This window comes from Mediterraneibacter agrestimuris (assembly GCF_943193195.1).
Taxonomy (GTDB): Bacteria; Bacillota; Clostridia; order Lachnospirales; family Lachnospiraceae; genus Schaedlerella; species Schaedlerella agrestimuris.
In genome coordinates this window covers 1-13650 of sequence record NZ_CALPDG010000063.1, presented here as the reverse complement: position 1 = coordinate 13650, position 13650 = coordinate 1, and the positions used below count along the sequence as shown (strand labels likewise).

Annotated in this window: 11 protein-coding genes, 1 rRNA gene and 3 pseudogenes; 1 reads left to right on the top strand and 14 read right to left on the bottom strand. The window is 38.4% G+C overall.

Going from position 1 to position 13650, the window contains the following annotated elements; translation table 11 throughout:
* From NFS18_RS17710 to NFS18_RS17665, 10 genes and pseudogenes are all read right to left on the bottom strand, one after another.
* A 16S ribosomal RNA gene (locus tag NFS18_RS17710) occupies nt 1-153 on the bottom strand; the annotation flags it as partial.
* Nucleotides 154-893: 740 nt separating this feature from the next.
* Nucleotides 894-1250, bottom strand: coding sequence for a nuclear transport factor 2 family protein (locus tag NFS18_RS17705; protein ID WP_251392647.1), 357 nt, complete (start codon nt 1248-1250; stop codon nt 894-896).
* A gap of 602 nt (nt 1251-1852) precedes the next feature.
* On the bottom strand, nt 1853-2110 hold the full coding sequence (locus NFS18_RS17700; RefSeq protein ID WP_251392645.1) for a barstar family protein: 258 nt from the start codon (nt 2108-2110) through the stop codon (nt 1853-1855).
* Nucleotides 2111-2202: 92 nt separating this feature from the next.
* Nucleotides 2203-2766, bottom strand: coding sequence for a ribonuclease domain-containing protein (locus tag NFS18_RS17695; protein WP_251392643.1), 564 nt, complete (start codon nt 2764-2766; stop codon nt 2203-2205).
* A gap of 349 nt (nt 2767-3115) precedes the next feature.
* Entirely contained in the window at nt 3116-3586 is a 471-nt protein-coding gene (locus tag NFS18_RS19855; protein ID WP_251392654.1) for a GNAT family N-acetyltransferase, read from the bottom strand.
* 30 nt (nt 3587-3616) lie between these two features.
* Nucleotides 3617-4009: pseudogene (locus NFS18_RS19850) on the bottom strand ((deoxy)nucleoside triphosphate pyrophosphohydrolase); the annotation flags it as partial.
* A 2-nt stretch (nt 4010-4011) separates the two neighbouring features.
* Nucleotides 4012-4349 (bottom strand): annotated as a pseudogene (locus NFS18_RS19845) (DUF3427 domain-containing protein); the annotation flags it as partial.
* 247 nt (nt 4350-4596) lie between these two features.
* Nucleotides 4597-6348 carry an adenine deaminase gene (locus NFS18_RS17675; RefSeq protein ID WP_251392641.1) on the bottom strand — a complete coding sequence of 584 codons (1752 nt, stop codon included), beginning with the start codon at nt 6346-6348 and terminating at the stop codon, nt 4597-4599.
* A 91-nt stretch (nt 6349-6439) separates the two neighbouring features.
* Nucleotides 6440-7969, bottom strand: a complete 1530-nt coding sequence (locus tag NFS18_RS17670) for a SulP family inorganic anion transporter (RefSeq protein ID WP_251392640.1) — start codon at nt 7967-7969, stop codon at nt 6440-6442.
* A 114-nt stretch (nt 7970-8083) separates the two neighbouring features.
* On the bottom strand, nt 8084-8863 hold the full coding sequence (locus NFS18_RS17665; RefSeq protein WP_251392639.1) for a MerR family transcriptional regulator: 780 nt from the start codon (nt 8861-8863) through the stop codon (nt 8084-8086).
* A gap of 217 nt (nt 8864-9080) precedes the next feature.
* On the opposite strand from NFS18_RS17665, the gene NFS18_RS17660 reads away from it, so the two are divergent.
* Nucleotides 9081-9707 (top strand): AAA family ATPase, encoded by a 627-nt coding sequence (locus tag NFS18_RS17660; protein ID WP_251392637.1) that lies wholly within the window; start codon nt 9081-9083, stop codon nt 9705-9707.
* Nucleotides 9708-9906: 199 nt separating this feature from the next.
* Here NFS18_RS17660 and NFS18_RS17655 read toward each other — a convergent pair whose 3' ends face one another.
* From NFS18_RS17655 to NFS18_RS17635, 4 genes and pseudogenes are all read right to left on the bottom strand, one after another.
* On the bottom strand, nt 9907-10539 hold the full coding sequence (locus tag NFS18_RS17655) for a GyrI-like domain-containing protein (RefSeq protein WP_251392652.1): 633 nt from the start codon (nt 10537-10539) through the stop codon (nt 9907-9909).
* A gap of 7 nt (nt 10540-10546) precedes the next feature.
* Nucleotides 10547-11197, bottom strand: a complete 651-nt coding sequence (locus NFS18_RS19625; RefSeq protein WP_331477757.1) for an MmcQ/YjbR family DNA-binding protein — start codon at nt 11195-11197, stop codon at nt 10547-10549.
* A 24-nt stretch (nt 11198-11221) separates the two neighbouring features.
* Nucleotides 11222-12142 (bottom strand): helix-turn-helix transcriptional regulator, encoded by a 921-nt coding sequence (locus tag NFS18_RS17640; protein ID WP_251392649.1) that lies wholly within the window; start codon nt 12140-12142, stop codon nt 11222-11224.
* A 1038-nt stretch (nt 12143-13180) separates the two neighbouring features.
* Nucleotides 13181-13650: pseudogene (locus tag NFS18_RS17635) on the bottom strand (radical SAM protein); the annotation flags it as partial.

Below are 13650 nucleotides of genomic sequence, written 5' to 3'. Positions count from 1 at the left end.
TATGAGGCAGGTTACCCACGCGTTACTCACCCGTCCGCCGCTCAGTCACAATACTTTCCTTCCGAAGAATTCAAGTAAAGCGCTTCGCTCGACTTGCATGTGTTAGGCACGCCGCCAGCGTTCATCCTGAGCCAGGATCAAACTCTCGCATAAAAAGGTTTGACTTGGTAGTTTCAAGTCTTACCGTTTATACGCTCCGCATGTTCTTAACGAAGTTTCCCACGAGTTTAGAACTGTCGGAACTTCTTCGTGTGTTCTTGGTAAGGTTCTTCCGAACCTAGAACCATCGAAGCTTCTTTGTTTGTCCAGTCAAGAATCACTGCTAGCAATTCTTTTCCTTTTTACTGTTTGGCATTGAACACTTAATGAGGTCTTTCACGAATTCAGTGTAAAAACCATTCGACATTGTCGAATATCATCTTGTGTCAATGTAGTTCTTAAAAATTTTCTCATAAGAAATTTTCAAGGGTTGTTGTCTATTGTTCAGTTATCAATGTTCTTGTCGTTCTCTTCATGCGACAGCTTTGATATTTTATCAAAAAACTTTTTCGTTGTCAAGAACTTTTTTATTTTTCTTTGCTGTCTGTTCAAGCGACAGCTTATTTAGATTATCACACCGCTTCTTATTTGTCAACAACTTTTTTCAAGTTTTTTCGACATTTTTTCAACAGTTCTTTCGGCAAGATTCCCGGATGCTCTCCAATCCCCTGCGGCTTCCGCTCGTCTATACCAGCCTTCGTAAGACTGCCGTTTTCAGCGACGAAGACTATATTAACATTGGCGAATGAAATTGTCAACGTTTTTTCTATTTTTTATATATTTCGCGCATTTTAGACAATTTTTAGCTTTTTAGTTTTTTCTATCTTTCAAAATCATCTTTAACTTATTATAGCCTATTCAATAGGCAAATTGTGCTGTTTCAAAAACGAAAGTTTATCCCAATATCCTCGCTGGAACAAAATTTTTCCACTTACGATCTGAAAAAAGCCGCATCCTCTCAACCCCAACGGATCTCGCCATTCAAGAATTGCCCATTGTCCATCCTCAAATATATTTTCTACAATGGCCGTCATATCAGCCATAGAAAATTCATCTGTAAACATTGCCCTGATTGCCTCTTTCCCTACAACAGGATCATTTGCCACTTGATGATTCGTCGCATTTTCATGATACAGATTTATAATAGCATCCACATCATGGCTATTAAAAGCATCTACCCACTTACACACTACTTCTTTCGGTCTTAACATAGCTTTCTCCATTTCTTTTTTGTTTTTTCGTTTATTGCTTAGTTTTTAAAATATGTCTAAGCAAATATTATTTCATTACATTGTTAACCACAAATGCACTATGATCGTTCAAAAGATTTATTATTGCAGTCTTTTATTGTAGTCATTCACAGAAATTTCGTTCTTATCTGTTGTATACATAGTAATCCCATAAATATTCTTTGTAAATCTTTTTTTAATTTCATCACGAAACAAACAAAATATATTTTAACTGATTTATCTCCATATTTTTTATATTCATCTGTTAATTTATATATTTTTTATTTATTTTCTAACTTTTCTATTGACATTTCATACTTTGTAAGATATTATAATAATAGCAAAAGAAAAGGAGGACGGACCACCAGACAATTAATCTTTAACCTTAATTGAATAACAAGTCTAATGAAAGAGGTAAGGACCAATGGGACATTAATTTTTAATCAAACATTTTTTGAAAACACTATTTGAGATAATAGTTTCAGATAGATATTAAGTAAATAAGGAGGATAATCCAATGGATGTCATGAATTAAAAATCCACTGTACTGAAAAACCAGATACAGTGGATTTTTATTATATCATTTATCTCAAGGAAAAATGAATTCGCAGATCAGGATTTTCATCACTGGCAGTTTTAAACACCTGATAGATCAGCTCAAAATACCCTTCTGCAAAGTCTCTATGTTCAAAATAAATATCTGTCTCGCCAATCTCTGTAAGACAATCAAACAACGCATCCAAATTCTTTCCGTAATATTCCGGAAGCCTCAGCTGCCCCTTTAAATATTCATGCGCTTCCGTCCGCTCATTTAACCGGCGGATATCCAAATATATTTTCATATAACCCTCCTTATCTTATTCCAATGACTTCCTTCCATCCCAAAATAATTTCCTATAAAATGTTCAGCACCATCTTCTCTCTTTTCAAATCGCTATTCTTCGCCGTAAAGCAGTTCAAATGTTTCATAATGATCTTCCGTGTAGTAGATCAATCCGTCATCTGAGTAAATAATCCGCTTAGCTCCGCGATAACTTCCGTCAGTGTCAATATCGCATTCGTAATACTCTCGCCCCTCTTTTTTCGGCAGCCTCTCCTCAAAATTTCCAAAATGATCCCCGCCGATACTCTTCCCCGGCGCCACTTGATATAAATTGCCTTCCGAACTAACCCACCCCAGTTTCTTTGCCTGCTTCTTCGTAATAAAATTGCGCGGCAGCTCACTATACTGATTAAGGTAGGCCGCAACCTCATTCTTTGAGGTATACTCACCATCACGTTCCACAGATATCTTCGTTTCTAAATCATTTATATCCTTGTTTGAAATCTGATTCTCTGAATCATTATCCTCTATATCTGACAAATCCGAATCCAATTCTATTTTCTGAAGCGTGGATTGCTGTTCCCCATCACCGGCCTGACGTGCCACTATTGAGCAGCCAGTCAACATGCTTAGTACGAGCACAAACATACTTAATAAATACCGTAATTTTTTCATAATCGACCTCCGAAAAATATAATAAACCATGATGTCATAACAATACATCATGGTTTATTATACAATATCCAAATGGGGAAACCAAATATTTTTTGTCCTCTGCATTATTTTAATTGTAACCGACAATTCAGCCCTTTGGCTGCACTGCTACATTTAATCTTCCAAATATTCTTTATAGTCAGTCTCATCTGCAAACAGCCGATACTCTCCATCTACATATCCCATATATCCATCTGTAACAAAATATCCTTTCATAGCTATCTCTCCTCCATAAAATTAAAATTTTAATTTTTTCTTTGATAGCTATATTATGAGATATTGAGTGTGGAAAAGTTTGGACACTCAGAAATTATTTTAAATCATAACACATCTCATACCACTGCTCATCTCCCCACGAAGAATTCGCAATGCCATTACTGCGATACCCCATTTTTTCATACATTTCTACTTTTTCTTTTAAGCAAGTCAAAATTAATCTCTTTCTTCCCTTCTTCCTCTCCCTGTCACAATATTGAGACATTATTTCTCTCGCCAGCCCCTTCCTGCGGTACTCAGGAAGCACATCCAGCCCAAGCAGCATAATATTCTCCCCTGTCGGATTGTGCATTCCCGCATCTATAAAAAATTCGTCTTTAAATTCTGTCTCATCTGTTGCCAAACCATTCAAGAAGCCTGCAATCTTTCCCGTTTCTTTGTCTATTGCAACCAGAAATAGTTCCGGCGCTGTACTAATGCGCTCCCACATCATTTTCTCAGAGCATGCTTCGTGCGGCGGGAAGCATATCTGTTCGATCAGGACAGCTTGATCAGCTTCATCCATGCGAATGTCACGAAAGGTGAAACGAGTGAATAAATATTCCCTGATCTTATCAATCAGCACACAATCTGCCGGCAGCCAATCTACACTGTCAAGATTCTCTTTGTTCAGCCACTTTGCAGCTTCATGCTCTCTCAGTACTAAGTCTCCAGTAGTTATTCTGCATATAAAACAGTCCATCAATAAATGGAATTTTGGATAATCATACTCGACTGTATCCAAAAATTCAACCACCTCAATCTCTGTATCGAGTTCTTCTTTAATTTCTCTTTTCAGTGCTTCCTCCGGAATTTCTCCTTCTTCCACCTTTCCGCCGGGGAATTCCCATCCATCTTTAAATTCTCCATACCCGCGCTGCGTCGCAAACACATTTCCTTCATTTATAATAATAGCCGCAACCACGTTTAGTATTTTCTTTTCTGACATAATTAACCTCTTACTATATACTCATAAATATATTCCCGAACCGGGGTTTCTAATTGCCATTCAATTTCAACTGCCGTTTTGTCCGTATTGGGCATAACAAATTCTTTTGTGTTTCCCGTTGCGAACATCTTGCCTAAATAATAATCAAGTTATCCGCATTGATAAAATGATCCTCGTATTTTGTTGTATCACTAATATTATCATTCTTATCGTAGTTAATAAATACAGGAAATGTTTTTGTCTTTTTATCATACTTATAGCCGCCAATATTCAAAGGTACTTCATTTCTTTCCCAATTCAAAAGTCTGCATGCGTCTTCATAGGTATATTTTCTGCACAATTAACGTCCATTGAACAATTGTACTTTTCATTTAATGAATTTTGCAAAATTTGCATCGCCCCATGCTCAAATTTTAGCACTTTATATTCAGAAGTACAAATAAAATAATTAGAGTATTTTTTATAATTACTATTGTTCATAAGTATAAGCCTATTGATTTTTTAATAACTTTTACAGTATAGTCCACAGAGAATCTCAACTACGAGATTCTCTGTATACACCTTCATCTGACATAATACTTCTTATGTTACAATACAGGATCTACAGGAGTTAATGTCTCCACATCGATCAACCCCTGATCTGTAATCGCATATCCTGGTATCGTAAGTGTTACAAAAGAAAGACTCATAAAAGGAGACTCCATACCGCATCCAATTGATGAAAGGTGATTTTGCATCTTTCCGAGTATTTCGGCGGATTCCAGACCGTTTCTGGTGCACAGCAATCCACAGACCGGCAATGCCAGTTCAAACAACACCTCTCCATTTTCTACAATCACAATACCTCCTTCTAGCTCTGCAATCCGATTAACTGCAGCAGCCATATCTTCCGCATTGGTTCCGACTGTTGTAATATTATGGTGATCATGTCCCATAGATGTTGCGATTGCCCCTGATTGAAATCCAAACCCTTTCACAAAAGAACGACCTATACATCCATTCTTCCCGTAACGCTCTACACAGGCAATGTGTAAAATATCACGTTCAACATCCGCACGTATTATACCGTCTTTTATCGGCAGTTCTTCCTCCAGTTTATCTGATAAAAGAGAATCTCCGCACACACCGATGACACGGACTTTTGCAGTATACGCTTCAAAATCTGTATGAAGTACCAGATCTTCGGCTATAATCTTCTTAGAAAGACACACTGTATTTCGCATAAAATCCGGATATGTAAAATTGGGGAAGTTATAAACAACTTGACCGTCCTTCAAAACAATTTCGCCATTTGCAATAACATCTATAACCTGACATTCCTCTAAGGAAGAAAGAAATACGATATCCGCACATTTCCCCGGAGTAATACTCCCATAGCGGTCATCGATTTTTAGGCTTTCCGCCGGATTGATCGTTACCATTTGAATTGCAGTAACCGGGTCCACCCCTTCCTGCACTGCCATCCTTACCTTATGATCCAGATGTCCGTTTGTCAAAATATAATACATATCAATATCATCACTGACCATAGAAAAATAACGGGAATCAGCGCCGTCTTGCGTAATTGCTTTGATACATGCCTTTAAGTCTTTCGCCGCACTTCCCTCTCGAATAAGAACGCGGATCCCATGACGTACTTTATCCAGTGCTTCTTCCCCTGAAACGCATTCATGGTCTGATCTTATTCCGACAGATGCATATGCGTTCAATTCAGGACCGCACAATTCCGGCGCATGTCCTTCAATTGTCTTGTGATATTTTCGGGAGAGTTCCAACATCTTCCAGAGTTCTGGGGACTTTGATAATACCTTCCCCGGCACAGTTTCCGCAAAACCAATCGCTTCCGGCGCTGAAATCATGGTTTCTAGAACATCCTCCGTCAATCCTCCTCCGATAGTCTGGACAGATTCGTCTTCCGGTACAAATGCGACGATCGGATTCACCAGTTTCACTGGAAGTCCCTCTGCTTCTTTGAATATTTCCTGAATGGCAGAATATCCGGATACAATCGACACTTCCATGACATCTGAAGCGACAACCGTAGTTCCACACGCCAATACCACCCGATTAAACTCTGTATAAGAAAGCATACTACTTTCAAAATGTATATGTGCATCAATAAATCCAGGGGCAAGATATCTCCCGGCAGCATCAATGACTTTTGTGTGCTCTCCAATACTGCCTGATGCCAATTCTCCGACCGCTGCAATATATTTCCCGGCAATCGCAATGTCTGCCGGATAGATTTCATGTGTGATAACATTAATCAGATTTCCGTTTTTAATTACAATATCCGCTGGTATATTCCCCAACGCAGTATCAATTACATGTGCATTCATAACCTTTCCTCCTCTATCTACAACTATTTAACATTTATTTTCCTGCCATCAGATTCTCTGATAATAGATCCGTAATTTGTCTATAATGTATTTAAGATACTTGTATCGTCTCACATTTTTCTTTATCAGGACGTACTCCGCCCAAATATGCTGCGATACCAAGTATTCCGATGATACACCATGCAAGTGTGATCTGTGGAACCGGAAACCATGCAAGTGCAGAAGAATGGATTAAGCCCACCGCAGACAAAAGCGCAGCAAAAAATGCAGTTGCACTTATACGCAACATCTGTCTGTCCATCATAAAGACAACCATTGTCGCCAGTACCATCGAAATCAATGTGGTTCCATTTCCTACTGTAGAATATCCTGTGTAGTTCACTCCGCCGGATATCAACTGCGCCAGTGTATCAGCATTTGCAGCAGATAAATCGAAAGCTTTCAGTGTGCTGTCAATTTGATTCATCGCCAGTTCACATACGAATGGCATAATTGCGATACAGGTAGCCGCCACATGTGATTTCGGCACCGTTGTAAATGCACTCTCTGTTGAAACAATTCCCACATACATTAAGATTGGTGTAACTGCCGCAAGAGGAATAACAGAATTAATAAAACTGAACAGTCCAAACACCGCAAGCAATGTAAGAAGGATCCCATTCATCAGAGAATAGGTTGTACGTGCCCCCATGCGTTTATATCCCGGATGTCCGAAAAACACACCATTCGGATAGCAGCATCCGAAAATGCCTCCGATTGCAGAAGCAACCGCGTCTGCAACCATAGCTTCTCTCACATTATAATCATCTCCTCCTGATTTTGCTAACTCAACATTGTTCAAGGTTCCAATAAAATTCATAATGGCTATCGGCAAAATAATGCTCAAATATGGCGCGCATTCTTTGATTGTCCCAACTCCTAGTTCCAATACCCACGGAAACGGCGCATAAAAACCTATATGTTCCATAGATATCACTGTCTGTCCCATTCCCATAGACAAAATTGCTCCCAGAACCAACACCACCAGACCAGCCGGAAGTCTAAACGGAAGTTTCCCATTTGCCACATATCCCCATAAAACGATCGCCAAACAGCTTACTCCAATGATTGGATTGGAAAATACGTCACGGAAACCGGAACCCGCAATAAACATCAGGGCTGCTCCTGCTAACGGTCCCAGCATTGCTACAGATGGTAAAAACCTTCTGAGCCACGGTCCGATCAATGCCCCAAGAACACAAATCAGAGAGCCGATAAAGTTAGCTGCAAGACCAATTTTCCATGCCAACTCCGGATCACCGGTTATTTTTGTAACTGGAAGCAGAATCCCCATTGTATACATAATGACAAATACAACACTGATTCCGCAAGGCAGCGCAGTTACATCCTCGCGTCCTTCTTTTTTCTGAAGTCTTTTTGCCATATATGCATAATAAATATTTCCAAACAGCAATCCTAACGCTGCCCCCGGAATAATTCTGCGGAATACTATTTCCGCCGGCATTCCGACCACACCGATGTTTAATGAAATCATCAATAAGAAAACAGACAGGTTATCAATCAGTATTCCGAGTAAACCGTCAAAATCACCTTTATGAATCTCCAAACCAAGTATCTTCATATCGCAAATCTCCCTTCACTTTTTGTTTTCTTTCGTATCACGGGCTTGTTGAGGTGATTATAAAACCTATAACCATTATAAGTTCAACCCCTAAATGAAAAAAGCGCGGATTTTTTATTCCCGCACCTCATCAGGCAAAATTTGTATTTGAATTTCTGTGCGATATTTCTCAATATCACTGACAACAAACTGATCAATTACATTGATCGCAATCACGGTATCATCCAATTTCAGTTCCGGATGTTCGCTTTTTAATAATTCCACACTCTCTTCAAAACTTTCATAATCGCCCGTGTGGTAAGTACACAGATAGCAGCCTTCCGGAATAATTTCGATCTGAACCCCGTCTTTTCTTGCATCTTCAAGCAACTCTTCCTCATCATCAAATAAATAAGCCCCAAAAGATTTTTGTTCGCCCTGACGAATTACTATCGTAGGATGAAAGAAATACAGATCATGCCGGTACAACATCTCTTCTTCCCCGAACATAATACATGTTCTCTCAGGATAATATTTTTTAATAAAAGGATTCAAATTCAACAACTGATTCTCCTGTTTGATAAAGTTTAATTTTTTCTGAATAATATTGTCAAGCTGTAAAAGTTTATCTGCCTGATTATGCAGAAACTCCGACTGCATCTGCAACGTTTGAAGAGAGTCTCCGTAATCTGTCATATGAAGGTACTCTTCAATCTTCTTTAATGGGAAGTCCAGCTTCCGCAAATATCGTATTGTCGCAAGTTTTTCAATTTGACTATAATCATATACGCGCCAATTGTTTTGTTCGTTACGTGTATTTGGTGATAGCAGACCCACTGAATCATAATGGCGCAAAAGCTGCGGATCCATCTCAAACAAAGAAGCCAATTGTCCAACTGTATATTGTTTTTTCATATATATTTATCCTCTTTCTATAGAAAATACTTGAACTTAAAACCGTTATAGCATGTATGATGTAATTACATTATAGCGGTTAAATACTTTCGGCACAAGCAGAGGATACGGGCTTGTATATAATTTTGCTTCCGAAAAACCATACCGCAAGATGTATTTATAATTACTCAAAATAACTTAAAATGAAATGTAAAAAAATATTCAGGAGGCATTTAATATGAGTGAATTTATGTCCTATGATCCTTGGGTTCATGTTACTACAAGAAATGGTTTTGGCGGAGATGAGATTATCTCCATGTTGCAAAAATCAATCCGGCGTGGAAATGAAGAAGATGCGTTGATGGCAGCATATGAGATGTATATTACCAGCCCGCAGTTTGAAGAAAAACTCTGGAGAAGACTAATGGTAATTTCGGTAGAAGATATTGGATTCGGCGAACCTCTTGCCGGAACACTGGTGTATTCTATGAATCAGATAAGAAAGGAATTTTTATATGATGAAGGAGACCGATCGATTCTCTTTGTACACGCAATCCGCTATTTATGCAAATGCAGCAAAGAACGTTCCAACGATCATATTAAAACCTTGTTGGTGCAGGATTTTGCAAAAGACTGTCCGCTGAAAATACCGGAATATGCACTGGATATGCATACACGAAAAGGACGTGAACTCGGAAGAGACATTGCACATTTTTATAGGGAAGCCAGTAAAGTAATTCCGCAACTGGAGATGGAAAACTATCACCAACTTTATGAAAAAGTGCTGAATCGAGCGCTGCATCCGGATGAATCCGAGTCCAAAAATAAAGTAGAATCATTTGAATATATACCGTTCCAGAGTTAAAACCAAGTAAGCGGTATTGCCCCGCCGCAGTCCATAACACCATACATTATACTGCCTTCCCATCTTGGTATGGCAGTCTGATGTACGGCGTTTTTGTTACTGTTTCCATTTTTTGATATTTAATATTTTTCCTCAGAAAAGTTTTTCATTATACATGGCAAGAAAGACATTTTTAAATAATTTCATTAAACTTAATTTGTCAAATTTTCTTCACTGGATGTCTGATTACCGTCTTTAACTTTTCAGGTGCTACTCGTCTGGCATCACTCAAGTAAATCTCATGATGAAATCTTTTATCTGTAATATCCAGTTCATAACCCTCAGCAGTCATAAAATTATGCATCATTTCAACTGTCACCGGTTCGTCATCGTAAGAACCGATATGCATGCACTGAACACACAAACCCTCGTCATAAGTAAGAAACTCTACTTTTGAGAAATCTTCTTTCTTTTTCTTCGCAGCTTCTTCTATTGCCCAAGCAAAATCTACTTTTGTCACAAAATCCGGCAGTCTGATCATTGAAATAAAATTAAAATCCTCTTTCCGGCTGTAATCAATCCCTTTTACATTATTCTGCCACCAGAAGCCTTCCAGCGGCGGCACTACATAATCAAAGTATCCATCAATTTGATGATTTCCCTTTTTGCTCATTTTAATTGTAAAAGCAATACCATAGAGCAGACCAATGGATTGCTTATACTCACTATCTTCTGCATTGGGATTTCCTTTTCCCCGAACCGCAATATAATTCATGGGCGGTACTTCCACTATACTTGGTTTATTCTTCGGCATATAAAATTCTTTATACTCTTTTTTATAATCAAATGCTATAATTCTTTCACCCCTTCCTTAATCTTGCTACCCGTTCTTGTATATTCTGCTGAAATTCTTCCTCTGAAAACGAAGGGTCTTTTGTATTTCTCCATATGTCACATGGAAGACTCTCACATTCTCCGCACCCTTTCAACCTTTTTCGATTGATCGAGCATTCATATATCGGACATGCTTGCCCTTCCGGTGCATGAAATACTCTTCCAAAACTAATGTTACATCCCTTACACATATTTCCAAAACAACCACATGTTGAACAGTCTGTACCACAGCAGCTTATTGTATTTTTCAGAGCAGAATCCTCCAAAATTTCTCGCTGCCTTTTTTTACTAAATCCACCAAGCACAAGTTGATAGGAATTATCTAACAAGTCTTTTAACAAATCATCCGGTACTTCCCCATCTGGCTTAATCGAATTCCAATGCACTTTGTTCATATAATATCCGGGAATGATATCCTCATACTGCTGCCGCAGGAAATCACCTTCAGACGGCTCAAGTTTCAGCGTAATATAATACGGCTCATTATTCTCGCTTAAACAGACCGCTGCAAACATCTTTCCGCCGATTTGATAGCGAATCCAATTCCATTCCTTCTGCAGGTCTTTCGTTACTCCTATTTTGCTAAGTAAATACTCATCAATCCACCCGTACCTCATATAGTCATTCTCCTTCTCCACAATTTAATAATCTAAATACATCTCATATTTCTTTTTCATGCATTCAATGCTGATCCTAATTTCATCTCGTATTTCCTTTGGCTCAAGCAATTCCACCTTATCTCTAAAAGACATCAGCCAAGTGATCAGATTTTCTTTGTCCGTATAATCTGCCTGAAATAAAAGTTTTCCATCTTCCTGTCCGGTAAAGCTCTCACTTCCAAATTCCTCTACCAACCGCCATTTACATTCCGGCTCAAATAGAGCCTTCACCTTTATTCCGCCCGGAAATATCTTTTCATTACTTAAGTCTGGCATTGGCACATGTCTTCTTGCAAACACTTTCTCTGAGATTTGCAAATGCTCCATACGGTTTAGTTTGAACATTCTAAAATCTTCTCGCTTTTTACACCAGCCCCATACATACCAGCTTGCCCACTGAAATATCAGATAACAGGGCTCTATCCGGCGAACCGATTCTCCCTTTGGAGAATAATACGCAAACTCCAGCTCTCTACATTTTTCAATGGCTGTGCGTATCAGTTCAATTTTTGGCGCAAGCGCCTCTTTATACCATGAGGATAAATCAATCAGTACCGACTGGTTTCCAACCATAAAATCAGATGAACCCACTGACAGCTTTTCCATCAGCTTCCCGTAGCGGTTTGTTCCATTTACACTGTCAAGACTACGAAGCCCTGCAAGGATATCCTGCATTTCTCTTTGCGTGAACAGCGTTTTATCTAATTTATAACCCTCCATAATTGAGATACCGCCATTTACTCCTTGCTTTGTCACAATAGGTATTCCTGCCTTACATAAGTCCTCAATATCCCTGTTTATGGTTCGTCTTGAAACTTCAAATTGTTCTGCAAGGTAAGGTGCGGTAACCGTATTTTTTTGTAACAGCACAGATAAAATCCCAATATGCCTGTCTATTTTCATGACTGCTCCTTTAACAATTTTCATTATACTACACCAAACAGGACAACTGTATGTCATGTTTTTTATTATAATTGATAAAATCATAACTTTCAAGCTCTTCGGTTCATGCCCGTACGTTGTTCATCATTCCAAATTACTATACGCAGTAACCATTTCAACACATAAGTAATACCATTTATATGATTATTTTCTTCAGTTTTTATATAACCTTTTCTAACTCAAGCGGTTAGAATAAAACATTCTTTGTGTACATCGTATCCTACATGTACTATAGTTCTTTTGATAACCTATATTTGTATGCGGTGGTTCCTGTTACCATTTTTGATTTTCAGCTTATTATATTGGTAAATGCACGAAACTACAAATTGGAGGTCATATATCCCTGTATTGTTGCCTTTTTTATTTGATGCCAAATTTCCCATTGCATGCAGGTATCTTCTGTCAGGCATTTCGCTCTCTGATCGGTCAACCTCTGAATCACAGCCTGCCGCAAAACCTTCCTTGGCTTCATTCTTCATTAAATAATATTTGACTTGACTCCATGTTCTGACCGTTCCAGTGTGATTGACCAATGTCGATATAATTACCCTAAATGATGCTACGCAAGGGCGGGCAAAAGTTCCTTCAAAGGCGCTGTGTGATAGCTTAGCTGAGGCATTCAAAGACCTACTGAAAAATTAAAGATTAATCATCCTCCCACCAACAAACCACTTAATAATCCGGCATCACTCAGCCAAGTTCTATGTTTCCTCATTATTCTATAATAGCGTTCCTTCTTGCAGGGCATCTTTCAGCAACATAATTTGAATACTCAATACTAAATAAACTTTTAAACAATAACCTTATATAGTCAATAAATTTTTTCTTTTATTTACTTCCGTATTTATATGATATTTTACTTCCATATCAAAATATCCTTTTGTCCGCAAGATATTATCTTTTAGTCCACAAAAATCAAAAGAAGCAACTCTATCCGAGATTGCCCCCTTTTGATTCTATAAACTTTACGATACTAATTTTAATATATCTTTACCTCACCTAACTAATTTCGTATTTCGATAACAATTTCTCCAGCAATTCTTTGTCTTTTTCAAAAAATCTATAGTAGTTGACAAACAAATCCTTGATGATTCGTTTCGAACCTCCGCAGACTTTATTCTCTATGTCAGGCTTTACACCGTCTTTTCCCATCGTGCGCTCATAGCAGATAGAACACATCGTCCTTGCCCAACACTTATTACATTTCTCTTCGAAATACTTCGCATAGTCTTCTATGTAAATCTTATATACTTTCTCAAAATCATAACCGTCCTCACAGTTTCCCAATACCGGCGCCGTTCCTATTTTCTCACACGCTTTGAACTCCCCTTCTACCGTGACGTAGATTCTCCTCTGCCCCGGTATGCAGTTCCCATGCAGATAGGTTTCCTCCAAGATCCCTTCCTCACTTTTCATCCGGTTTGATACCCTCGCCATATCCGTGCTTACGATATCAAAATATTTTTCTT

Excerpts from the sequence above, each read along its gene's own strand:
- NFS18_RS17705 (WP_251392647.1), bottom strand. The coding sequence starts at position 1,250 with ATGTTAAGACCGAAAGAAGTAGTGTGTAAGTGGGTAGATGCTTTTAAT.
- NFS18_RS17700 (WP_251392645.1), bottom strand. The coding sequence starts at position 2,110 with ATGAAAATATATTTGGATATCCGCCGGTTAAATGAGCGGACGGAAGCG.
- NFS18_RS17695 (WP_251392643.1), bottom strand. The coding sequence starts at position 2,766 with ATGAAAAAATTACGGTATTTATTAAGTATGTTTGTGCTCGTACTAAGC.
- NFS18_RS19855 (WP_251392654.1), bottom strand. The coding sequence starts at position 3,586 with ATGGATGAAGCTGATCAAGCTGTCCTGATCGAACAGATATGCTTCCCG.
- NFS18_RS17675 (WP_251392641.1), bottom strand. The coding sequence starts at position 6,348 with ATGAATGCACATGTAATTGATACTGCGTTGGGGAATATACCAGCGGAT.
- NFS18_RS17670 (WP_251392640.1), bottom strand. The coding sequence starts at position 7,969 with ATGAAGATACTTGGTTTGGAGATTCATAAAGGTGATTTTGACGGTTTA.
- NFS18_RS17665 (WP_251392639.1), bottom strand. The coding sequence starts at position 8,863 with ATGAAAAAACAATATACAGTTGGACAATTGGCTTCTTTGTTTGAGATG.
- NFS18_RS17660 (WP_251392637.1), top strand. The coding sequence starts at position 9,081 with ATGAGTGAATTTATGTCCTATGATCCTTGGGTTCATGTTACTACAAGA.
- NFS18_RS19625 (WP_331477757.1), bottom strand. The coding sequence starts at position 11,197 with ATGAGGTACGGGTGGATTGATGAGTATTTACTTAGCAAAATAGGAGTA.
- NFS18_RS17640 (WP_251392649.1), bottom strand. The coding sequence starts at position 12,142 with ATGAAAATAGACAGGCATATTGGGATTTTATCTGTGCTGTTACAAAAA.